20 protein-coding genes are annotated in these 22150 nt (G+C 65.7%); 14 read left to right on the top strand and 6 right to left on the bottom strand.

All coding sequences use genetic code 11. The annotated features are described in order from the left end of the window. The first annotated feature begins 160 nt into the window (after nt 1–160). The 13 genes from B3T59_RS03050 to ppc all read left to right on the top strand — a co-directional run bounded on the left by B3T59_RS03050 (nt 161) and on the right by ppc (nt 14751). Nucleotides 161–811 carry a riboflavin synthase gene (locus B3T59_RS03050; protein ID WP_064861725.1) on the top strand — a complete coding sequence of 217 codons (651 nt, stop codon included), beginning with the start codon at nt 161–163 and terminating at the stop codon, nt 809–811. 5 nt (nt 812–816) lie between these two features. Continuing rightward, nucleotides 817–2139, top strand: a complete 1323-nt coding sequence (locus B3T59_RS03045; protein WP_231894933.1) for a bifunctional 3,4-dihydroxy-2-butanone-4-phosphate synthase/GTP cyclohydrolase II — start codon at nt 817–819, stop codon at nt 2137–2139. Beyond that, on the top strand, nt 2136–2624 hold the full coding sequence (gene ribH / locus B3T59_RS03040; protein WP_287001466.1) for a 6,7-dimethyl-8-ribityllumazine synthase: 489 nt from the start codon (nt 2136–2138) through the stop codon (nt 2622–2624). The genes B3T59_RS03045 and ribH overlap by 4 nt, the downstream gene beginning before the upstream one ends. Nucleotides 2625–2641: 17 nt before the next feature. Next, entirely contained in the window at nt 2642–3127 is a 486-nt protein-coding gene (locus B3T59_RS03035) for a PH domain-containing protein (protein WP_156529280.1), read from the top strand. A gap of 48 nt (nt 3128–3175) precedes the next feature. After that, on the top strand, nt 3176–5224 hold the full coding sequence (gene uvrC / locus B3T59_RS03030; RefSeq protein ID WP_064861720.1) for an excinuclease ABC subunit UvrC: 2049 nt from the start codon (nt 3176–3178) through the stop codon (nt 5222–5224). Then, nucleotides 5217–6119: an RNase adapter RapZ gene (gene rapZ, locus B3T59_RS03025; protein ID WP_005202730.1), complete on the top strand. Its 903-nt coding sequence runs from the start codon at nt 5217–5219 to the stop codon at nt 6117–6119. Before uvrC ends, rapZ begins: the two co-directional genes overlap by 8 nt. After that, nucleotides 6116–7126 (top strand): gluconeogenesis factor YvcK family protein, encoded by a 1011-nt coding sequence (locus B3T59_RS03020; protein ID WP_005202731.1) that lies wholly within the window; start codon nt 6116–6118, stop codon nt 7124–7126. Before rapZ ends, B3T59_RS03020 begins: the two co-directional genes overlap by 4 nt. Nucleotides 7127–7234: 108 nt before the next feature. Further along, nucleotides 7235–8212: a DNA-binding protein WhiA gene (whiA, locus tag B3T59_RS03015; RefSeq protein WP_039854557.1), complete on the top strand. Its 978-nt coding sequence runs from the start codon at nt 7235–7237 to the stop codon at nt 8210–8212. A 140-nt stretch (nt 8213–8352) separates the two neighbouring features. Continuing rightward, nucleotides 8353–9375: a type I glyceraldehyde-3-phosphate dehydrogenase gene (gap, locus tag B3T59_RS03010; protein WP_064861721.1), complete on the top strand. Its 1023-nt coding sequence runs from the start codon at nt 8353–8355 to the stop codon at nt 9373–9375. After that, on the top strand, nt 9375–10586 hold the full coding sequence (locus tag B3T59_RS03005; protein WP_287001465.1) for a phosphoglycerate kinase: 1212 nt from the start codon (nt 9375–9377) through the stop codon (nt 10584–10586). Before gap ends, B3T59_RS03005 begins: the two co-directional genes overlap by 1 nt. Further along, nucleotides 10586–11374 carry a triose-phosphate isomerase gene (gene tpiA / locus B3T59_RS03000; RefSeq protein WP_251721328.1) on the top strand — a complete coding sequence of 263 codons (789 nt, stop codon included), beginning with the start codon at nt 10586–10588 and terminating at the stop codon, nt 11372–11374. The genes B3T59_RS03005 and tpiA overlap by 1 nt, the downstream gene beginning before the upstream one ends. 149 nt (nt 11375–11523) lie before the next feature. Continuing rightward, a complete protein-coding gene (gene secG / locus B3T59_RS02995; protein WP_005202741.1) occupies nt 11524–11757 on the top strand; it encodes a preprotein translocase subunit SecG in 234 nt (77 codons plus the stop codon). 159 nt (nt 11758–11916) lie between these two features. Beyond that, the gene (ppc, locus tag B3T59_RS02990; protein WP_287001464.1) at nt 11917–14751 is read left to right on the top strand and encodes a phosphoenolpyruvate carboxylase; all 2835 of its coding nucleotides are present in this window, start codon (nt 11917–11919) and stop codon (nt 14749–14751) included. On the opposite strand, the gene B3T59_RS02985 is transcribed toward ppc, so the two are convergent. Beyond that, on the bottom strand, nt 14748–16109 hold the full coding sequence (locus B3T59_RS02985; RefSeq protein WP_064863427.1) for a glycosyltransferase: 1362 nt from the start codon (nt 16107–16109) through the stop codon (nt 14748–14750). The two genes, ppc and B3T59_RS02985, sit on opposite strands and share 4 nt — an antisense overlap. Before the next feature lie 91 nt (nt 16110–16200). On the opposite strand from B3T59_RS02985, the gene B3T59_RS02980 reads away from it, so the two are divergent. Continuing rightward, the gene (locus tag B3T59_RS02980) at nt 16201–16827 is read left to right on the top strand and encodes a TetR/AcrR family transcriptional regulator (protein WP_251721331.1); all 627 of its coding nucleotides are present in this window, start codon (nt 16201–16203) and stop codon (nt 16825–16827) included. A 104-nt stretch (nt 16828–16931) separates the two neighbouring features. On the opposite strand, the gene pgl is transcribed toward B3T59_RS02980, so the two are convergent. From pgl to B3T59_RS02955, 5 genes are all read right to left on the bottom strand, one after another. Then, nucleotides 16932–17684, bottom strand: coding sequence for a 6-phosphogluconolactonase (pgl, locus tag B3T59_RS02975; RefSeq protein WP_287001463.1), 753 nt, complete (start codon nt 17682–17684; stop codon nt 16932–16934). Next, nucleotides 17681–18598, bottom strand: a complete 918-nt coding sequence (locus tag B3T59_RS02970) for a glucose-6-phosphate dehydrogenase assembly protein OpcA (RefSeq protein WP_251721335.1) — start codon at nt 18596–18598, stop codon at nt 17681–17683. The genes pgl and B3T59_RS02970 overlap by 4 nt, the downstream gene beginning before the upstream one ends. Before the next feature lie 61 nt (nt 18599–18659). Continuing rightward, entirely contained in the window at nt 18660–20195 is a 1536-nt protein-coding gene (gene zwf / locus B3T59_RS02965) for a glucose-6-phosphate dehydrogenase (protein WP_287001462.1), read from the bottom strand. A 5-nt stretch (nt 20196–20200) separates the two neighbouring features. Continuing rightward, the gene (gene tal, locus B3T59_RS02960; RefSeq protein ID WP_064904230.1) at nt 20201–21322 is read right to left on the bottom strand and encodes a transaldolase; all 1122 of its coding nucleotides are present in this window, start codon (nt 21320–21322) and stop codon (nt 20201–20203) included. A gap of 95 nt (nt 21323–21417) precedes the next feature. Beyond that, nucleotides 21418–22150: transketolase-like TK C-terminal-containing protein (locus tag B3T59_RS02955; protein WP_287001461.1), on the bottom strand; the 733-nt coding region annotated here is incomplete at its 5' end.

Genomic DNA, 22150 nt, shown 5'->3' with positions numbered 1-22150 from the left:
CCGGAGCCGACGGTCATAGTCCGGATGCGAGAGAACAAGACGGCACAGGTGTGCCGCCCTGTCCGCCCCACGCGGGTTGCCCAGTGTGTTCGCTCAGAACACGTCGGGTTATCCGGAACGCAGTGGGTCGCCCGCAATGAGGGCAGGACAGGAGCGCATATTGTTCACCGGCATCGTCGAAGAACTCGGCACGATCGTCGCGCGCGACGACCTTTCGGATTCGGCCCGATTCACCATTTCCGGACCGCTGGTCACCTCTGACGCCTCACACGGCGACTCGATCGCGGTCAACGGTGTGTGCTTGACCGTCGTGGAGTTGTCGTCTGATGGCGCGTTCACGGTCGACGTGATGGCCGAATCCCTCAATCGCAGCTCGCTCGACGTCCTTGCGACCGGCAGCCGCGTCAACCTCGAACGCGCCATGGCCGCAGACGGCCGCTTCGGCGGGCACATCGTCCAGGGCCACGTCGACGGAACCGGCACGGTGACCTTGGTGACGCCCTCTGAGCACTGGACCGTCGTGCGGATCGCCGTTCCAGACTCGTTGTCGCGCTACCTCGTCGAGAAGGGATCGATCACCGTCGACGGTGTGTCCCTCACCGTGTCCGCCATCGGTGGCGACCCCGGCGGGCAGGGGCAGAGCTGGTTCGAAATTTCCCTGATCCCCACCACGTTGAACGAGACGAACTTGGGTACGGCGCAGGTGGGTGCCGTGGTCAACCTCGAAGTCGACGTCATCGCCAAGTACGTCGAACGTCTTGCGTCGGCGAACACCACCGCAACACCCGCGGACGCAGCAGGAGTGAAGTGACACAGATGAGTACCGATAACACCGTCACCGACGGCACGGCCACGCACACGACGGTCGACTTCGACACCGTCGAGCGCGCCATCGCCGACATCGCCGCCGGCAAGGCAGTCGTTGTGGTCGACGACGAGGACCGCGAGAACGAGGGCGACCTGATCTTCGCCGCCGAGAAGGCAACTCCGGAGCTCGTTGCTTTCATGGTGCGCTACACGTCGGGCTACCTGTGTGTGCCGCTCGACGGCGACACCTGCGACAGACTCGGCCTGCCCCCGATGTACTCGGTGAACCAGGACAAGCACGGCACCGCCTACACCGTGACGGTCGACGCGCGTGAGGGCATCGGCACCGGCATCAGCGCGTCCGACCGCGCGACGACCATGCGCAAGCTCTCCGACCCGGAGAGCACCGCGAACGACTTCACCCGACCCGGCCACGTCGTGCCGCTCCGCGCCAAGGACGGGGGAGTCCTTCGACGCCCCGGACACACCGAAGCCGCTGTCGACCTCGCGCGCCTCGCGGGCTTCACTCCCGCGGGCGTGATCTGCGAGATCGTCTCGCAGAAGGACGAGGGTTCGATGGCGCAGACTCCCGAACTGCGGGTCTTCGCCGACGAACACGACCTCGCACTCATCTCGATCGCCGACCTCATCGCGTGGCGTCGTCGGCACGAGAAGCACGTCGTGCGCGTCGCCGACGCACGCATCCCGACCCGGCACGGAGAGTTCCGCGCGGTCGGCTACACGAGCATCCACGACGACGTCGAGCACGTCGCGTTGGTCATGGGCGACATCGCGGGAGACGACGGAACCGGCAGCGACGTCCTGGTGCGTGTGCACTCCGAATGTCTGACCGGTGACGTGTTCGGATCGCTTCGCTGTGACTGCGGTCCGCAGCTCGACGCTGCGATGGAGATGGTCGCCGCGGAGGGCCGCGGTGTGGTGCTTTACATGCGTGGTCACGAGGGCCGCGGCATCGGGCTGATGCACAAGCTGCAGGCCTACCAGCTGCAGGACGCAGGTTCTGACACCGTCGATGCCAACCTTCAGCTCGGGCTGCCCGCCGACTCGCGCGACTACGGACTCGGAGCGCAGATCCTCGCCGACCTCGGCGTCACCTCGATGCGATTGCTGACCAACAACCCCGCCAAGCGGGTCGGACTCGACGGATACGGTCTGCAGATCGTCGAACGGGTACCGATGCCGGTGCGTGCGAACAAGGAGAACCTGCGGTATCTGCGAACCAAGCGCGACCGCATGGGCCACGACATCATCGGACTCGACGAACCGCTCGCCGACGGCGCAGCGGTCGCTGGTGAGGCAGGACAGGCATGAGCGGCGCGGGCGAACCCGAACTCGACCTCGGCGATGCAGGCGACGTCTCACTGGCGATCGTGTCATCCCAGTGGCACGCGACGATCTGTACGGCACTGCTCGACGGCGCACTGCGCGAAGCACGGAAGAACGGCGTCGACGATCCGACGGTCGTGCAGGTCGCGGGTGCCATCGAACTGCCCGTCATCGTGCAGGCGCTGGCCCGGACCCACGACGCCGTGGTGGCACTCGGCGTCGTGATCAAAGGCGAGACGCCACATTTCGAATACGTCTGCGACGCCGTGACGGCCGGACTGACCCGTGTCTCGCTCGACGAGTCGACGCCGGTCGGCAACGGCGTCCTGACCACACTCAACGAGCAACAGGCACTCGTCCGCGCCGGTCTGCCCGACTCCAAAGAGGACAAGGGTGCGCAGGCGACGGCCGCAGCGTTGGCGTCGGCGCTCACGCTGCGTGCGTTGAGCACCGCCGGATCGCCCACGTGACCGAGAGCCGTCAGCACATGGCGTCGACCGACACGTCTGAGCGCGGCGAGGCCGAGTGGGACATGGTCTACCGACCACGCCGACTCGCGCGGATCGCCGTCGTCGTCGCCGTCGTCGTGCTGGCCATCCACATCGTCTTCGGTGTGCTGCTGACGATCTCCGACACCGGCCCGGAGAACATCGGGGCGTCGGACCAGGCGGCGATCATCATCATCGGACTGATCATCGCGGCCGCCATCCTGCTGTTCACTCGACCGCGGCTGCGCGTCGGCAAGCAGGGAGTGTCGGTGCGCAACCTGTGGGGAGACCGGCTGTTCGAGTGGGATCGGGTGCGCGGTCTGACCTACCCCGACCGCGGGTTCGGTGCGCAGTTGCTCCTGCCGGCAGACGAGCACATCCCGGTGCTGGCGGTCCAGGCGGGCGACGGGGACAGGGCCGTCGAGGCGATGGATCGCTATCGCGAACTCGCGGCGCGTTACCAGAGCGGTTCGGCACAGACCTGACCGGCGGGTGCACCGCTGCGGTCGGTGCCGCGTACTAGCCTGGAATCCGTGGCAGACCCGACTACCTACCGTCCCGCACCGGGGACGATTCCGACCGACCCCGGGGTCTACCGTTTCCGCGATGCACATGGCCGCGTCATCTATGTCGGCAAGGCCAAGAACCTCCGCTCGCGTCTGACGTCGTACTTCGCCGACGTGGCGTCGCTGCATCCACGTACGCGCCGGATGGTCACCACCGCGGCGTCGGTCGAATGGACGGTCGTCGGCACCGAGGTCGAGGCGCTTCAGCTCGAGTACAACTGGATCAAGGAATTCGATCCTCGGTTCAATGTCCGCTATCGCGACGACAAGACCTACCCGATGCTCGCGGTCACCATGAACGAAGAGTATCCGCGGCTGTTCGTCTACCGGGGTCCGCGTAAGAAGGGCGTCCGGTACTTCGGTCCCTACTCCCACGCCTGGGCGATCCGCGAGACCGTCGACCTCCTCACCCGCGTCTTCCCGGCCAGAACCTGCTCGGCAGGCGTGTTCAAACGTCACCGCCAGATCGATCGTCCGTGCCTGCTCGGCTACATCGACAAGTGCGCTGCACCGTGCATCGGACGTGTGAGTGCCGACGAGCACCGTGCAATCGTCAACGACTTCTGCGACTTCCTCGCCGGACGCACCGACCAGATGATCCGACGCCTCGAACGCGAGATGAACACGGCGGCAGAGCAACTCGACTTCGAACGCGCGGCACGGCTGCGCGACGACGTCGGCGCGATGCGACGCGCGATGGAGAAGCAGGCCGTTGTGCTCGGTGACGGCACCGACGCCGACGTCGTCGCGATGGTCGGCGACGACCTCGAGGTCTCCGTGCAGATCTTTCACGTCCGCGACGGGCGCGTGCGCGGGCAGCGAGGGTGGGTCGTCGAGAAACCCGACGACGAGTCACCCGCCGAGCAGGTCGCGCAGTTCCTCACCCAGTTCTACGGTCGGCAGGACGATCTCGACGGCAGCGAGGCGATCCCGCGAGAAGTACTGATCCCTGAGCTGCCGCCAGACGAGGAGCAACTCACCGCGTGGCTGTCGGGGTTGCGCGGGTCGAAGGTCAGTCTGCGCGTGCCGCAGCGTGGCGACAAGCGCGCACTCTTCGAGACCGTCGAGCGTAATGCGGGCGAGGCGCTCGCCCAGCACAAGCTCAGGCGCGCAGGCGATCTCACCACCAGGTCGGCCGCACTGACCGAATTGCAGGAAGCGCTCGGACTCGACCAGGCCCCCCTGCGCATCGAATGCGTCGACATCTCGCACGTCCAGGGAACCGACGTCGTCGCATCGCTCGTCGTCTTCGAGGACGGACTGCCCCGCAAGTCCGACTACCGGCACTATTCGATTCGGCAGGCGGCGGGCGACGGACACTCCGACGACGTGGCATCCATCGCGGAGGTGACCCGCAGGCGGTTTCTGCGGCACCGCGCCGACCAGGACGCTGCCGCGGCGACCACGGTGCACGTGACGTCCGGCGAGATCTCCGCGCGTGCGGTCGATTCCGCGCCACCGCCGCCGAAGAAGTTCGCGTATCCGCCCAACCTCTACGTCGTCGACGGCGGCGCTCCTCAGGTCCATGCGGCGGCAGCCGTTCTCGACGAGCTCGGCGTCAACGACGTCTCCGTCGTCGGCCTCGCCAAACGCCTCGAAGAGGTGTGGGTGCCCGGCGACGACGACCCGGTCATCCTGCCGCGCAACAGCGAGGCGCTGTTCCTGCTGCAACGCGTACGCGACGAAGCCCACCGGTTCGCGATCACCTTCCACCGCAGCAAGCGCAGCAAGCGGATGACCGAATCGGTGCTCGACGGTGTCGCCGGTCTCGGGCGCGCACGCCGCACCGCTCTGGTCACCCATTTCGGTTCGGTTGCCCGACTGCGCGAGGCGTCGATCGACGAGATCGCACAGGTCCCCGGCATCGGTGAGGCGACGGCGCGCGCCGTTCACGAGGCGCTGGAACCGGTCAACGCGGGTGCTCCGGCCCAGAACGGTGTGTCAGATCAGAACGGTGTGTCAGAGCAGAACGGTGTCCCAAGTGTTCCAACCCAGACGGGAGCAGAGAGTGGCTGAGATCGCCGACGACGATCAACTCGTCGTGCTGTTCGTGGCAGGCATGTCGGGTGCGGGCCGATCGACCGTCGCCAACATCCTGGAGGATGACGGTTGGTACGTCGCCGACAACGTTCCCGCCCCGTTGCTCTCGACGCTGGTCGAGACCGTGCGCGAGTCCGACCCGCCGGTCACCCGGCTGGCGGTGGTGCTGCGGGCTTCCGATCCGTCGATCGGTGCGCAGTTGGAGTCCCTGCGCACCGAACTCGAACTCGCGGGGATCGCCACCAAGGTGTTGTTCCTCGATGCGACCGATCCTGTCCTGGTTCGCAGATTCGAGCAGGTTCGTCGTCGACATCCGTTGCAGGGCAAAGAGACTCTCGTTGAAGGTATCGCTCGCGAACGTGTCATCCTCGCCCCGATCAAGAACTCCGCCGACCTCGTCGTCGAGACGTCGTCGTTGACGGTGTCGAAGCTGCGTGAGCTCGTCGAGGAGGTTTATCCGCACGACGGCGAGCCACGACTGTCCGTCGCGGTGCAGTCGTTCGGGTTCAAGTACGGGTTGCCCATCGACTCCGACATGGTGGCCGACGTTCGATTCCTGCCCAACCCCTACTGGGTGTCGGAACTGCGCGAGAAGAACGGACGCGACGCACCGGTTCGCGACTACGTACTCGGGCACGACGAAGCGGGGCACTTCCTCGGCCTCTACACCGATCTCGTTGGGGTCGTCGGAAAGGGCTACCTGCGCGAGGGCAAGCGGTACATGACGATCAGCGTCGGCTGCACCGGCGGCAAGCATCGCAGTGTCGCGATCGCCGAAGAACTCGCGTCGCGGTTGAAAGCTGCGGGAGACGACGCCGGTTCGACGCGATACGACGTGCGTGTGATGCACCGCGATCTGGGGCGCGAATGAGCAGCCCGGACCGCATCGTCGCGCTCGGCGGAGGCCACGGCCTGTACGCGACGTTGACGGCGATGAGGTACCTCAGCCCGAACGTCACGGCGGTGGTGACGGTTGCCGACGACGGCGGTTCGTCCGGCAGGCTCCGAAGCGAACTCGACATCATCCCTCCCGGCGATCTACGGATGGCGATGGTCGCGCTGATGAGCGCACCCGCCGCGCTCGACGATCGAGGCGACAACCCCGAACCGGGCGCGATGGAACGCTCGCGTCACGAGCTGTGGGCACGCACGCTGCAGCATCGTTTCGGTGGATACGGCGCACTCGCAGGGCATCCCATCGGCAACCTGCTCCTCGCCGGCCTGTCCGAAGTTCTCGGCGACCCGGTCGCGGCCCTTGATGAATTGGGCAGACTTTTCGACGTCGACGGCCGGGTGCTTCCGATGTCGACCGGCCCGTTGGAGATCGAAGCGGATGTGTCCGGTCTCGAATCCGATCCACGGATCAGTCGGGTCATCCGGGGACAGGTCGCGGTCGCGACGACACCGGGCAAGGTGCGTCGCGTGCGTCTGCTGCCGCCCGACCCGCCTGCCTGTGACGATGCTCTCGACGCCATCGCCGCTGCCGACCTCGTCGTACTGGGGCCCGGCTCGTGGTTCTCGAGCGTCATCCCACACGTGCTCGTGCCCGCGCAGCGAAAGGCGTTGCGTCAGAGCGCAGCCCGCAAGATGTTGTTCGTCAATCTGGCGCCCGAGCCAGGGGAGACGCCAGGCTTCTCGGTCGAGCGTCACCTTCATGTCCTGCACGCGCACGACGACACGTTGTCGATCGATGACGTCGTCGTCGACTCGGCGTCTGTACCGTCGGGTGCCGAGCGTGATCACCTGGTGCGGGCGGCGAAGAATTTCGGCGCACAACTGCGCGTCGGGGATCTGGCCGTCCCCGGTCAGCATGTGCACGACCCCGTCAAGGTCGCGTCGCTGGTGAAGCAACTGTGCGAAGGTGAAGGCACCGACTAGGCTGGGTCCATTGTCTGAGGCACGGACGTTGCGAGACTCGGGTGTCTGAAGTATCGCCCGAGCGAGGGGTGTGGGAACCAGGTGACAGGAGGCAAGGGACCGGTGGCAATGACCGCGGCCGTGAAGGACGAGTTGAGCCGGCTCACGGTGACACAGGTGAGTTGCCGCAAGGCCGAGGTGTCTGCGCTGTTGAGGTTCGCAGGTGGCCTGCACATCGTCGCTGGCCGCGTGGTGGTCGAGGCCGAAGTAGACATGGGCAACGTTGCGCGCCGCCTGCGGCGCGACATCCACGACCTCTACGGCTATGCCTCCGAAGTTCACGTGCTGCGTAGCGGAGGCATCCGTAAGAGCGCTCGCTACATTGTGCGCGTCACCAAGGACGGCGAGGGGCTCGCGCGTCAGACAGGGCTTCTCGACCTGCGTGGCCGGCCGGTGCGCGGACTGCCCGCGCAGGTGGTCGGTGGCAGCGTCGCCGACGCCGAAGCTGCTTGGCGCGGAGCGTTTCTCGCGCACGGGTCACTGACCGAACCCGGTCGTTCGTCGGCCCTCGAGGTCAGTTGTCCCGGACCGGAAGCGGCCCTTGCACTCGTCGGGGCCGCGCGTCGGCTCGGTGTGTCTGCCAAGGCGCGCGAGGTGCGCGGTGCCGACCGCGTGGTGATCCGCGACGGCGAGGCCATCGGTGCGCTGCTCACCCGCATGGGCGCCCACGACACGCGATTGGTGTGGGAGGAACGACGGATGCGACGCGAGGTGCGCGCAACCGCGAACCGCCTCGCGAACTTCGACGACGCCAACCTGCGACGGTCCGCGCGTGCCGCCGTCGCCGCGGCCGCTCGTGTCGAACGGGCATTGGAGATCCTCGGCGACGAAGTCCCTGATCACCTCATCGCCGCAGGGCAACTGCGTGTCACGCACAGGCAGGCGTCGCTGGAGGAGCTCGGTCAACTCGCCGATCCGCCGATGACCAAAGACGCGGTCGCGGGACGGATTCGGCGCCTGTTGTCGATGGCCGACAAGAAGGCTCGCACCGAAGGGATTCCCGATACCGAATCGGCGGTCACGTCGGATCTCCTCGACGACGCCTGACGCTAGCGACCCTAATGGGTGCCGGAGGTGTTCGAGACCACTAGGCTGGACGGTGACTGGGTTCGCGGAGGCGCTTTGGCTCCGCCCCATGACCCGGGCCGTGAGGCCCGAGACCGATGAAACCGCTTAAGGAGCACACAGTGACTGTTCGGGTAGGCGTCAACGGATTCGGCCGAATCGGCCGCAATTTCTTCCGTGCCGTTGAGGCACAAAAGAAGCTGGGCCAGACCGACATCGAGATCGTCGCGGTCAACGACCTGGCCGACAACAAGTCCCTCGCACACCTGCTGAAGTTCGACTCCGTCGGCGGCATCCTCGACGAGGACGTGTCGCTCGAGGGTGAGGACACCATCGTCGTCGGCAACCAGAAGATCAAGGCGCTCGAGGTCCGCGAGGGTCCGGCAGCGCTTCCGTGGGGCGACCTCGGCGTCGACGTCGTCGTCGAATCGACGGGCATCTTCACCAACGCGGAGAAGGCGAAGGGTCACCTCGAAGCCGGCGCGAAGAAGGTCGTCATCTCGGCACCCGCGACCGGTGAGGACATCACCATCGTCATGGGCGTCAACGACAACAAGTACGACGGCAGCCAGAACATCATCTCCAACGCGTCGTGCACCACCAACTGCCTCGGCCCGTTCGCGAAGGTGATGAACGACGAGTTCGGCATCATCAAGGGCCTGATGACCACGGTCCACGCCTACACCGCCGACCAGAACCTCCAGGACGGACCGCACAAGGACCTGCGTCGCGCTCGCGCTGCCGCGATCAACATCGTGCCGACCTCGACCGGTGCGGCCAAGGCCATCGGCCTGGTACTCCCCGAGTTGAAGGGCAAGCTCGACGGATTCGCGCTGCGCGTCCCGATCCCCACCGGCTCGATCACCGACCTCACCGTCGAACTCGAGAAGACGCCGTCGGTCGACGAGATCAACGCGGCGATGAAGGCGGCAGCCGAGGGCCCGCTCAAGGGCATCCTCCGCTACTACGACGCTCCGATCGTGTCCTCCGACATCGTGGGGGATCCGCACTCGTCGATCTTCGACTCGGGCCTGACCAAGGTCATCGAGGGCAATCTCGCCAAGGTCAGCTCCTGGTACGACAACGAGTGGGGCTACTCCAACCGCCTCGTCGACCTCTCCGATCTGGTGGGTAAGTCGCTGTAATGAGTGTAAAGACTCTGAAAGACCTTCTGGCCGAAGGCGTTTCAGGGCGTGCGGTGCTGGTCCGGTCGGATTTCAACGTTCCGCTCGACGGAACGAAGATCACCGATCCGGGCCGCATCATCGCGTCACTGCCGACGCTCAACGCGCTGATCGACGCGGGCGCCAAGGTTGTCATCGCCGCCCACCTCGGTCGTCCCAAGGGCGAACCGGACTCGAAGTACTCGTTGGCACCGGTCGCAGAGCGTCTCGGTGAAGAACTCGGACGCAACGTCCAGCTCGCCGCCGACGTCGTCGGACCCGATGCGCTCGCACGCGCCGAAGGATTGACCGACGGCGACGTACTGCTGCTCGAGAACGTTCGATTCGACGCCCGCGAGACGTCGAAGGACGATGCCGAGCGCGAGTCGATGGCCGCCCAACTCGCCGAGCTGGTGGGTGACGACGGCGCGTTCGTCTCCGATGGTTTCGGTGTGGTCCACCGCAAGCAGGCGTCGGTGTACGACGTCGCCAAGCTGCTGCCGCACTATGCGGGTCAGCTCGTCGAGCGTGAGGTCGACGTGTTGACGACACTGACGACCGATCCGGCACGGCCCTATGCCGTCGTGCTCGGTGGCTCGAAGGTGTCGGACAAGCTCGGCGTGATCGAATCGCTGGCCCCCAAGGTCGACACCCTGGTCATCGGCGGCGGTATGGCGTTCACTTTCCTTGCCGCGCAAGGACATTCGGTTGGTAAGTCGCTGCTGCAAGAAGATCAGATCGACGTCTGCAAAGACCTGCTCGACCGATTCGCCGACGTCATCCATCTTCCGGTCGACGTCGTCGTCGGCGACAAGTTCGCCGCCGATGCCGATTCCGACACCGTCTCGGTCGAGGACATCCCCGCCGAGTGGATGGGCCTCGACATCGGGCCTGAGTCGGTCAACCGCTTCGCCGCGGTGTTGACCGGGGCCAAGACCATCTTCTGGAACGGTCCGATGGGCGTGTTCGAGTTCCCGAAGTTCGCCGCGGGTACCAAGGGTGTGGCCGAGGCGATCATCACCGCGACCAACAACGGCGCGTTCAGCGTCGTCGGCGGTGGCGACTCGGCTGCGGCCGTGCGCACGCTCGGGCTGCCGGAAGAGGGCTTCTCCCACATCTCGACGGGTGGCGGTGCGTCGTTGGAGTACCTCGAAGGCAAGGAATTGCCCGGATTGAAGGTCCTGGAGGACTGATGGCTGCTCGTAAACCGCTCATCGCGGGCAACTGGAAGATGAATCTCAACCATCTCGAAGCCATCGCCCTGGTGCAGAAGATCGCGTTCGCACTGCCGGCGAAGTACTTCGAGAAGGTCGACGTGACGGTGATCCCACCGTTCACCGACATCCGCAGCGTGCAGACCGTCGTCGACGGCGACAAGTTGCTGCTCACCTACGGTGCGCAGGATCTGTCTGAGCACGATTCGGGTGCCTACACCGGCGAGATCAGCGGAGCGTTCCTCGCGAAGCTCGGCTGCACCTTCGTCATCGTCGGGCACTCCGAGCGTCGGACCCTGCACGGTGAGACCGACGAGGTGGTGCTGGCCAAGACCAAGGCGGCGCTGCGTCACGGGCTGACCCCCATCGTGTGCATCGGCGAGCACCTCGACGTCCGTGAGGCCGGAAACCAGGTCTCGCACAACGTCGAACAGCTCAAGGCGTCGTTGGCAGGTCTCTCGGCCGAGGAGATCGGCAAGATCGTCGTCGCCTATGAACCGGTCTGGGCGATCGGCACCGGCCGTGTTGCCAGTGCGCAGGATGCCCAAGAGGTGTGCGGTGCGGTCCGCGGCGCCCTGGCCGAGTTGGCCGACGAGGCCACCGCGGCGACGGTCCGTGTGCTCTACGGCGGCTCTGTCAACGCCAAGAACGTCGGCGACCTCGGGGCACAGCCCGACGTCGACGGAGCACTTGTCGGCGGTGCATCGCTGAAGGCCGACGATTTCGCAACGCTCTCGGCCATCGCGGCAGGTGGTCCACTGCCCTGAAGGGCGGTGCCCGCATGCCGTGGGTCGCTCGCGGGGTCATAGCTCCCGACGCGTAGACTGTGGCAGGTTGGTTTCGTCATGCGCGCTGATGCGTGCATCGAGGCCAACCTGCCCTCTGCCGTACACGACGAAACAGGAATGCTCACCGGATGAAGCTCGCGCTCGAAATCGGTCTGATCGTGACCAGTGTTCTGCTGGTCGTCCTCGTGCTGCTGCATCGCGGCAAGGGCGGTGGCCTGTCCTCGCTGTTCGGCGGCGGCGTGCAGTCGAGTCTGTCGGGTTCCAGCGTTGTCGAGCGCAATCTCGACCGGTTGACGGTCTTCGTCGGCCTGGTGTGGTTCATCCTCATCATCGGCGTCGAACTCGACATCAAGTACTCCTGACCAGATCACGTATTTCTGACACTTTCAGCACAGGGGCCGCGCAGATGCGCGGCCCCTGTGCTGTGTCTGCCCTAGTTGTGTTGTCGGCTTCTGTCGGCTCTGTCGTGTTCGGTTCGCGTCGAGATGCCCCGTTCGCTGAATACCTGAATACTTGAGGACATGACCTCAACCGATCCGTCCCACGGTGCCCCGGCCTGGCGTCCATCGACGTCCATCGATGATCTGATCTCCGTTGACGACGAGGGGCGAGCCCTCACCGAACCGTTGCGTGAGGACATTCGGTTGCTCGGCGGCCTTCTCGGTGATGCGATCAGAGAACACGCGGGCGACGAGGTCTTCGATCTGGTCGAAGCTGCGCGCGTCGCTGCCTTCCGCATCCGACGTGCAGAGATCGACCGTGACGAGCTCGCCGACATGTTCACCGATCTCGATATCGACACCGCAATGCCGGTCATCCGGGCTTTCGGCAACTTCGCGCTGTTGGCGAATCTCGCCGAGGACATCCACCGCGAGCGTCGTCGTGCCATTCACGTGCGCGCGGGCGATCCGCCCCAGGACAGCAGCCTGGCCGCCACCTACGCGAAGCTCGCGGCCGCCGACCTGTCCGACGCTCAGGTGGGAGCGGCGCTCGCCGACGCGACGGTTGTCCCGGTGATCACCGCCCATCCGACCGAGACCCGACGTCGCACGGTCTTCGACGCACAGAACCGCATCACCGAGCTCATGCGCTTCCGCGGTCGCACCGACCTCACCTCCGACGAGGACACCGAGGTCATCGAGGCGATCGAGCGACAGATCCTCACCCTGTGGCAGACGGCGCTCATCCGCCTCGAACGGCTCACCATCCAGGACGAGATCCGGTCGGGTCTGCGTTATTACGACGCCTCGTTCTTCGACGTCGTACCGAAGATCAATACGTCGGTGCGGTCGACGCTGCAGGCGGCGTATCCCGAGGCCGGTCTCTCCGACGAGCCGATCCTGCGGATGGGTTCGTGGATCGGTGGCGACCGCGACGGCAATCCCTACGTCACCGGCGAGGTCGTCGGCTTGGCGACGTCTCTTGCGGCGCGTACCGCGATCGGACACCACCTGTCCGAACTGCGGCTGCTGCGTCAGGAGCTGAGCATGTCGGCGCGGTTGATCGAGACCAGCGGACGGCTCGTCGAACTCGCGGGCGTCGATGCCGACGACCCGGCAACCGACGAGCCATTCAGGTTGGCGCTCAAGCACATTCGTGCTCGACTGGTCGCGACAGCTGAGGCGTTGTTCGGCCCGGACGTGCTGCAGAAGGAGGATCTCGACCTCATCGACGGCAAGCCGCCGTATGCCGATTCGGCCGAACTCCTCGCCGATCTCGACGTCGTCGACGAAGCGCTCCGCGAGAATCGTGATGAGGCCATCGCCGACGATCGGCTGCTTCGCCTGCGTGAGGGCGTCCGGACGTTCGGATTCAATCTGTCGGGTCTGGACATGCGGCAGAACTCCGATATGCACGAAGAGGTCATCGCCGAGCTGCTGGCGTGGGCGGGCGCCACACCCGACTACTTGTCGTTGTCCGAGGAGGATCGCGTTGCGGTGCTGTCGGCGGAGCTGCAGGCCCGCCGTCCGCTCACCAGGCCCGATTCGGACCTCTCGGAGCTCGCACGCAAGGAACTCGACATCGTTCGCGCTGCTGCAGCCGCCGTCGCGGCATTCGGCCCGCAGTCCGTACCGAATTACGTCATCTCCATGTGTACGTCGGTCAGCGACATGTTGGAGCCGATGATCCTGCTCAAAGAGGCAGGCCTGATCGATATCGACGACGATGGCAAGCTGGTCTCGACGGTGCGGATCGTCCCGCTGTTCGAGACCATCGAAGACCTCCAGCAGGGTGCGGAAACCCTGCTCGCCGCGCTCGATCTGCCGTTCTACCGCGACCTCGTCGATTCGCAAGCGGGGATGCAGGAGGTCATGCTCGGGTACTCGGATTCGAACAAGGACGGCGGCTACATGGCTGCCAACTGGGCGCTGTACCGCGGCGAGCTCGACCTGGTCGAGGCGGCCAAGAAGGCGGGTATCCGTCTTCGTCTGTTCCACGGACGAGGCGGGACGGTCGGTCGTGGTGGCGGTCCGAGCTACGACGCCATCCTTGCGCAACCGCCGGGCGCGGTCCAGGGTTCGCTGCGCATCACCGAGCAGGGCGAGATCATCGCCGCCAAGTACGCCGAACCCGTTGTCGCCGAACGCAATCTGGAGACGCTTCTGGCGGCAACCATCGAGTCGTCGTTGCTCGACGTCGAGGGTCTCGGTGACGAATCGGAGCAGGCGTACCAGAACATGGACGAGGTGGCGGCGCTCGCTCGCGCCGCGTATTCGAAGCTCGTCCACGAGACGCCCGGGTTCGTCGAGTACTTCACCACGTCGACCCCGCTGTCTGAGATCGGGGCACTCAACATAGGCAGTCGCCCCGCGTCGCGCAAGCAGACCGAGAAGATCTCCGACCTGCGCGCCATTCCGTGGGTGCTGTCGTGGACGCAGTCACGCGTGATGCTGCCGGGTTGGTACGGGACCGGCTCGGCCTTCGAGCAGTGGGTCGGCGACGACCCGCAGCGCCTCGAGACCCTGCACCGCTACTACGAGAAGTGGCCGTTCTTCCGCACGGTGATGTCGAACATGGCGCAGGTGCTCGCCAAATCGGATATGGGTCTCGCGCACCGCTACGCGCAGCTCGTGCCGGATGAAGCGTTGCGCGACAAGGTATTCGGGATGATCGTCGACGAGCACGAGCGCACCCTCGCGATGTACGCGAAGATCACCGGTACCGATGATCTTCTCGCCGACAACGCCGCACTGAAGCGTTCGGTGTACAACCGATTCCCGTATCTCGAGCCGTTGAATCTGCTCCAGGTGGAACTGCTGCGGCGGTTTCGTGCAGGCGACGACAGCCCGCGGGTACGTCGAGGCATCCAGCTCACCATGAACGGACTGGCAACGGCGTTGCGCAACAGCGGCTAGCGCCTGGCGGCGCGTAGCCCGGCCCGGCTCGTGCACAGGCGCGACCGTCCTCCGACGGGGTGGTCATGCCTCGACGGGTGCTCGAGCGCGTGTGCGATCGACTCGAGTGGGGCGTACTGCGACAGTGCGGAGGAGAGCGTGGCAGCGGCCTGCCGGTAGCTGCTGTCGTCGAGTACGCGGGCCACTGCGTCGCGTATCTGTGAGTGCGTCGGAGTGCCGGTGCGAAGGTCGATCCCCGTGCCGTGGAACGCAACACGCGCCGCAACCTCGGGTTTGTCTTCGGCGCCGGGGGCGATCACAGCTGGTACACCATGTGCGTGCGCCAGCATGACCGTGCCATATCCGCCGTTGGAGATGATTGTCGACGTCGCGGGTAGCAGCTGGTCGTAGGGGAGGAACTCGGCGGCGCGGCAGTTGTCCGGTAGTTGCCCGAGCGTTTCGACAGGGCGCCCACCCGTGCTGGCCACGACCGTCACGTTCATGTCGGCCAGGGCCATGGCCGCTGGGCGTACGAGCGTGTCGAAGTCGGAGTTGGCGAGGGTTCCCTGTGTGACGTGGATGATCGGTCGACTCTTGTCGACGTCGTTCCACCAGCTCGGCATCTCCGGGGCGGGAATCGAGCTGCTCGTGTCGATCGGCCCGACGAAGCGCACGGTCGGCAACAGGTCGTCCAGGGGGTATTCGAACTCGCGTGGTCCGAGATGCAGGTAGGAATCGAACGATGCCGCGACGTCGAGAACGAACGGGAACCCGGGCGGCACAGGAGATTCGGTCATCTCGCTGTACAGTCCGATCGCGTATCGCTGCAGCGATCGGAAGAGGACTCTCCGCGCGAAGGAGTTCATCGCCCGGTTGCGGAGCATCCCCGCGTGCGACCACGACGGGGCGAATCCGGAGTTGGGGGGTGCGGTGTTGCGACTGAACTGCGCCAACGGGCCGACTCCGACCGCCAGTACGGGCGGACGCTGCCTGCGCTGTCCGACGAGGAGTGGCAGCGCGCCGAGGAAGAAGTTGTCCACCAGAATCGCGTCGACCGGGGTGGCGTCGAGAGCCGCCCGAAGACCACGCCACTGCTCGGGCATCGGACGGACGAAGGTCTGGGTCAGTTGATACCGGGACAGACCGATGCCGTGATATCGGTCGGCGTCGGGCAGATAGGTGTCGAGTTCGCGCTCGTCGAAATCGGCGACGCCGGCAAGCGGAAGAGGTTGGGCGCCGGCAACGCGGATCGAGGGGGCGAACCGTGATCCGGTCAGCATCGTCACCTCGTGGCCGCGTGCAGTCAGGTCACGAGCAACCGCGACGAGCGGTGCCACATGGCCGACGAGGGGAGTGCTCGCGAGAAGATAGTGACTCATCGTCGGCCTCCGGAGGCTGCTCAAAATTTCACCAGATTCGAATTCTGGTTAATATGAGCAATGTAACCGCACGAGAACCGAGGTGCAACAGGTGGCACGCAAATACGAGTCGCAGCTGCGCAGTGGGCGAGCGGCCGCAACGCGCGCACACGTACTCGCTGCGGCGCGCGATCTCTTCGGCGAACAGGGATACACGGCCACGTCGATCAAGGAGATCGCAAGTCGTGCCGGGGTGTCGCTCCACACGGTCCATGCCACAGGCGTGAAGGCGGAGCTGATGGCGGCGGTCCTCGAGCGCGAGTTCATGGGCGCGGAGGGCGAGTTGTTCGCCGAACAGGCCGAAGTGCGCGACATCTTCGCCGAGCCGGACAACGACGTCGCGCTCGGTCGCTACACCCGATTCCTGGCCGACGGGCACTCGCGCATCGCGCGGCTATGGCACACCGCGCTCCTCGCGGGTGATGCCGATCCGGCGATCAGGGCGGCACTGCGCCGTTCCGAGGCGGCCAGGGCTGCCGAGATCGACGTCGGCAGTCACGTGTTCGTGGCGCGCGGCCTTGTGTCGGAGGGGGAGCGAGCACGATTCGCCGTGATCCTGACACATCTGACCGACCCGGAATCGTTCCACTACTTCGTGATCCGTAACGGCTGGAGTGCCGAGGACTACGCGCAGTGGCTGCTGACGAGCATCCGGGCGCACCTCGACCGGCCCGCGTGATCACCGCGCACGGTACTCCGGTGCTCGGATTATGGGAGGCGTTCTTCTGCGATGAAGCCGATCCTCGCGGACACCTGACCTGACCGGACGAGAAGACCTGCACGCTAGACGGAGAGTTTGCCCGCCGCCGCGTCGTCGAGAAACCACACCGTCTCCGAAGTTCCGTGCGCGCCGGCGCACGGAAAGTCGTCGCGCGACGCGCCGGAGTGCGCGGCGGCCACGGCGTCGGCCTTGTCGGCGCCGGACACCAGGAACCACACCGCCGACGATCGATTCAGCGCCGGGAAGGTCAGCGTGATCCGACGCGGGGGTGGCTTCGGCGAGTTCTCCACCGGAACCACTGTCCGCACGTTCTCCGCGGTCGCGTCGGTGTGTGGGAAGAGCGAGTTGATGTGACCCTCGCCGCCCATCCCGAGTAGGTGGAGGTCGAAAGCGGGGGAGACGCCGTTGTCCGCGTTTGCCGCGAGGACGGCCGCGTAATCCAGTGCGGCAGCGTCGATGTCGTCGCCGAACGGTCCGTCCGACGCCGCAACGGGATGCACACGGGCCGGATCGACGGGCACATGCGCGAGGAGCGCGTCGGTGGCCTGCCCGACGTTGCGCTCGGGATCGTCGCTCGCGACGAATCGTTCGTCGCCCCAATAGAAGTCGATGCGCGACCAGTCCAGTGGGCTCGTGTCGACCTGACCTCCCGGCGCGAGGGCCCGCAGGATGCCGATTCCATTGCTCCCTCCGGTCAGCACCACCGACGCGATGCCGCGCTCGGCCTGCGCACGCGACACGATGTCGACGAATCGCGTTGCCGCCGTGGTGGTCAGCATGTCGCGGTCGTCGAACACGAGGGTCTCTGTCGTCATACCGGCGCTCCCTGTGCCTGTAGTTCCACTGCGCCGCGCAGGGCGAGTTCGTACATGTCGTCGGTGTCGAGTCGGCGCAACTCCTCTGCCAGGCAGATCGGCAGGTCACGGTGCATCATCGCCACACGGCCGTCGGGTTTGCCCGGGGCGCTGAGTACTGCGTTGCCGTTCTGGTCGACGGACATGACCGTGGTGCCCTCGTCGCGGTGCAGCCGCACCTCGAAGCTGCCGATCTTCCGCTGCGTGGGTACGCCGAGAGTCGAAAGAAGCCATCCCGCAAGCAGATCGACGCTCGGTGAGATGGCGGGCCCGGTGACTTCGGCCGCGGTGATCGGGGTGTGTGGAGGCCGTTCGACGGCCGAGGCGAGCAGCGCTCGCCAGCCGGTGATCTGGGTCCACGCGAGGTCGGTGTCGCCGGGGGCGTAGGTGGCGAGCCTGCGTTCGAGGACCGTTTCCGGATTCGCCGACTTCGTCGCGTCGAGAATCCGCCGACGCCCGATCTTGCCCATCGTGTCCTTGGCAGGATCCTCGGGCGCGGCACCGGGCCACCACGTCACGATGGGGGTGTCCGGCAGCAGGAACGGAGTCACGACGCTGCGTGGATGATTCGCCAGCTCACCGTGGAGCGTCAGGAGCACGACCTCCGACGCACCCGCATCACCGCCGACACGGATCTCCGCATCGAGTCGTGACTGTTCGCCGCGCGGATCGCACGAGATCACGATCACCCGGCTCGGGTGTTCGCTACTGGCACCGATTGCCGCCTCGATGGCCGCCTCGGTCGGTTCGCCGTGTTCGGCGACGACCACCAGGGTCAGCACGCGTCCGAGGCTGATGGCGCCTCCGGATTCGCGGACCATGACGATCTTTTTGGCGACCTCGTTGGTCGTCGTGTCGGGCAGGGTGACGATCATCAGTGCCTCCTCGGCGCGTGCAGGGGATGCGGCAAAAGCCGGACGATCGGGCTCGGCCGGGTCAGGGTCGCCGCCACGTTCGCCCGGTCCTGGCCATCATCTCGTCGGCGGAGTCGGGTCCCCAGGTACCCGACTCATAGGTGTCGGGTCGGCCTGCCTGCGCCCAGTGGTCGAGGACGGGATCGAGGATCTTCCAGGACAATTCGACCTCGTCGTTCACCGGGAACAGCGACGGCTCGCCGAGCAGGACGTCGAGGATGAGACGTTCGTAGGCCTCCGGCGAAGCCTCGGTGAAGGCGGTGCCGTAGCTGAAGTCCATGTTGACGTCGCGGACCTCCATGCTCGACGCGGGGACCTTCGACCCGAACCGCAGGGTGATGCCCTCGTCCGGTTGGACGCGGATGACGAGTGCGTTCTGGGACAACTCCTCGGTCATCGTCTTGTCGAACGGTAGATGCGGCGCGCGCTTGAACACCAGCGCGATCTCGGTGACCCTGCGCCCCAAGCGTTTTCCGGTACGCAGATAGAACGGCACACCGGCCCAGCGTCGTGAATCCACCTCGAGCGCGATGGCCGCATACGTCTCGGTGATGGAGTCGGCGCTGAAGCCCTCTTCCTCGAGCAGTCCGGGGACCTTCTGGCTGCCCTGCCAGCCGGGGCCGTACTGGCCGCGTGCGGTGTTCTCGTCGAGCGGAAGGATGTTGCTCGTGGCCGAGAGCACCTTGATCTTCTCCGCCTGTAACTGCTTGGGCTCGAACGAGATCGGCTCTTCCATCGCCACCAACGCCATGAGTTGCAGCAGATGGTTCTGGATCACGTCCCGTGCCGCACCGATGCCGTCGTAGTAGCCTGCGCGGCCGCCGAGCCCGATGTCCTCGGCCATGGTGATCTGCACGTGGTCGACGTAGTGCGAACTCCACAGCGGGTCGAAGAGTTGGTTGGCGAAGCGCAGCGCGAGAATGTTCTGCACCGTCTCCTTGCCGAGATAGTGGTCGATGCGGAACACCGACGACTCCGGGAACACGGCATTGACGATGGCATTGAGTTCCTTGGCCGACTGCAGATCGTGCCCGAAGGGTTTCTCGATCACCACGCGACGCCAGTTGTCGCCTTCCTCGGCGGCCAGCCCACTGCGTTCGAGTTGCTCGCAGACCGTGGGGAACGCGTTGGGCGGAATCGAGAGATAGAAGGCGTGATTACCGTCCGTGCCGCGCTCCTTGTCGAGCCGCAGGAGCGTCTCGTGCAGGCGGTCGAATGCTGCATCGTCGTCGAAGGAACCCTGGACGAACCGAAATCCCTCCGACAAACGTTCCCAGACCTCCTCGCGGAAGCCTGTCCTTGCGTGCTCGCGAACGGCGTCGTGGACGACTTTCGCGAAATCCTCGTCGTCCCAATCCCGTCGGGCGAAACCGACGAGCGCGAACCACGGCGGCAACAACCCCCGATTGGCGAGGTCGTACACCGCCGGCATCAACTTCTTGCGTGCGAGATCTCCGGTGACGCCGAAGATGACGAGGCTGCACGGGCCTGCGATACGAGGGAGACGTTTGTCACGTGGGTCGCGCAGCGGGTTCTTCCATCCCGCGGTGTCTGCCACCTACGTCAGCTCTTCTTCGCAGCGGAGAGCTGCTCCTCGGTTGCGCCGAGGAGGTCGGTCCACGCGTCGACGAACTTGGTCACGCCCTCGTCCTCGAGCACCTTGAACACGTCCGAGAAGTCGACGCCGACAGCCGAAATGGCGTCGAAGACCTCACGCGACTCCTTGGCGCGACCCACGATCGACTTGGTGTCGACCCAGCCGTGGTCGGCAAACGCGTCCATCGTCTTTCTCGGCATGGTGTTGACCGTGTTGGGAGCGACGAGTTCGCTGACATAGAGCGTGTCGGCGTAGTCGGGGTTCTTGGTACCGGTCGATGCCCAGAGTGCGCGTTGCGGCAACGCGCCCTGCTCTCGCAGAGCGGGGAAGCGGGAATCGATCTCGAACACCTGCTGGTAGGCGTGGTAGGCGATCCGCGCGTTGGCCAGCGCTGCCGAACCCTTGAGCTGCACGGCCTGTGGCGTGCCGATGGCGTCGAGACGCTTGTCCACCTCGGTGTCGACGCGAGAGACGAAGAACGACGCCACGGAGTGGATCTTCGAGATGTCGTGTCCTGCGGCGAGCGCGGCGTCGAGCCCGTTCAGGTAGGCGTCCATGACCTCCTGGTAGCGCTCCACCGAAAAGATCAGGGTGACGTTGACGCTGATGCCCTCGGCGAGGGTGCGGCTGATCGCAGGCAGGCCTTCTTTCGTTGCCGGGATCTTGATCAGCGTGTTGGGACGGTCGACGATCTTCCACAGCTCCACCGCTTGAGCCGCGGTCTTCTGGGTGTCGTGCGCCAGGCGCGGGTCGACCTCGATCGACACCCGACCGTCGAGGCCGTTGGTGCGGTCGAAGACCGGCCGCAGGACGTCGCATGCGTTACGGACGTCGTCGGTCGTCAGTGTGCGCACCGCGCTGTCGACGTCGGTGTCGCGCGCGGCCAGCTCGTTGATCTGGTCGTCATAGGCAGTGCCCTTGGACAGAGCGGCCTGGAAGATCGACGGGTTGGTCGTCACGCCCACCACGGATTTGGTGTCGACGAGTTCTTGGAGCTGCCCCGAGCTGATCAGGTCTCGGGACAGGTCGTCCAGCCACACCGAAACCCCGGCTGCGGACAATTCTGCGAGCTTCTCGTTCTGTGTCACGGTTCTCTCCTCCAACATCACGCTCCTTGTGGGAGCGCCTCTAGTGGGTTGCCTCGGTTGGGATCTCGATGTTGAGTTGTGGATTCAATCGGCGATCAGCCCGCCACAGCGCGAAGCGAGGCCGCGACGACCGCCTCCGCGGTGATACCGAACTTCTCGTACAGCACCTTGTAGTCGGCGGACGCTCCGTAATGCTCGAGCGACACGATCTGATCGCCGTTGCCCACCCAGCGGTACCACGGCATCGCGATACCCGCCTCGACCGACACCCGCGGCACTGCCGGAGGCAGTACCGAGTCGCGGTAGCCCTGTGGCTGTTCGTCGAACCACTCCATGCTCGGCATGGACACCACGCGGGCCGCGATTCCCTTCTCGGCCAAAGTCTTCTGTGCCTCGACGGCCAACTGCACCTCGGAGCCAGTTCCGATGATGACGACCTGCGGATCGTCGTCGGAGTCGCTGAGCACGTACGCTCCGGCGGCGACCCCCTCGGCCGACGTCCCCTCGAGGACCGGAACGTTCTGACGTGTCAGGATCAGGCCGACGGGATGATTGCGGCGCGTCATCAGGTGGGCCCACGCCGCAGCGGTCTCGTTGGCATCGGCGGGACGCACGACATCGAGATGGGGGATAGCGCGCAGTGCGGCGAGATGCTCGACCGGTTGGTGGGTGGGGCCGTCCTCGCCGAGACCGATGGAGTCGTGTGTCCACACGTAAATCGGATCGATCTCCATGAGCGAGGCCAGTCGCACCGACGGACGCATGTAGTCGGCGAACTGCAGGAACGTACCGCCATACGCTCGCGTCGGGCCGTGCAGCACGATGCCG

Origin of the sequence: Gordonia sp. UBA7860 (genome assembly GCF_002500165.1) — a bacterium.
In the GTDB taxonomy this organism is placed as follows: Bacteria; Actinomycetota; Actinomycetes; order Mycobacteriales; family Mycobacteriaceae; genus Gordonia; species Gordonia sputi.
This window is presented reverse-complemented; position numbering and strand designations above follow the sequence as displayed.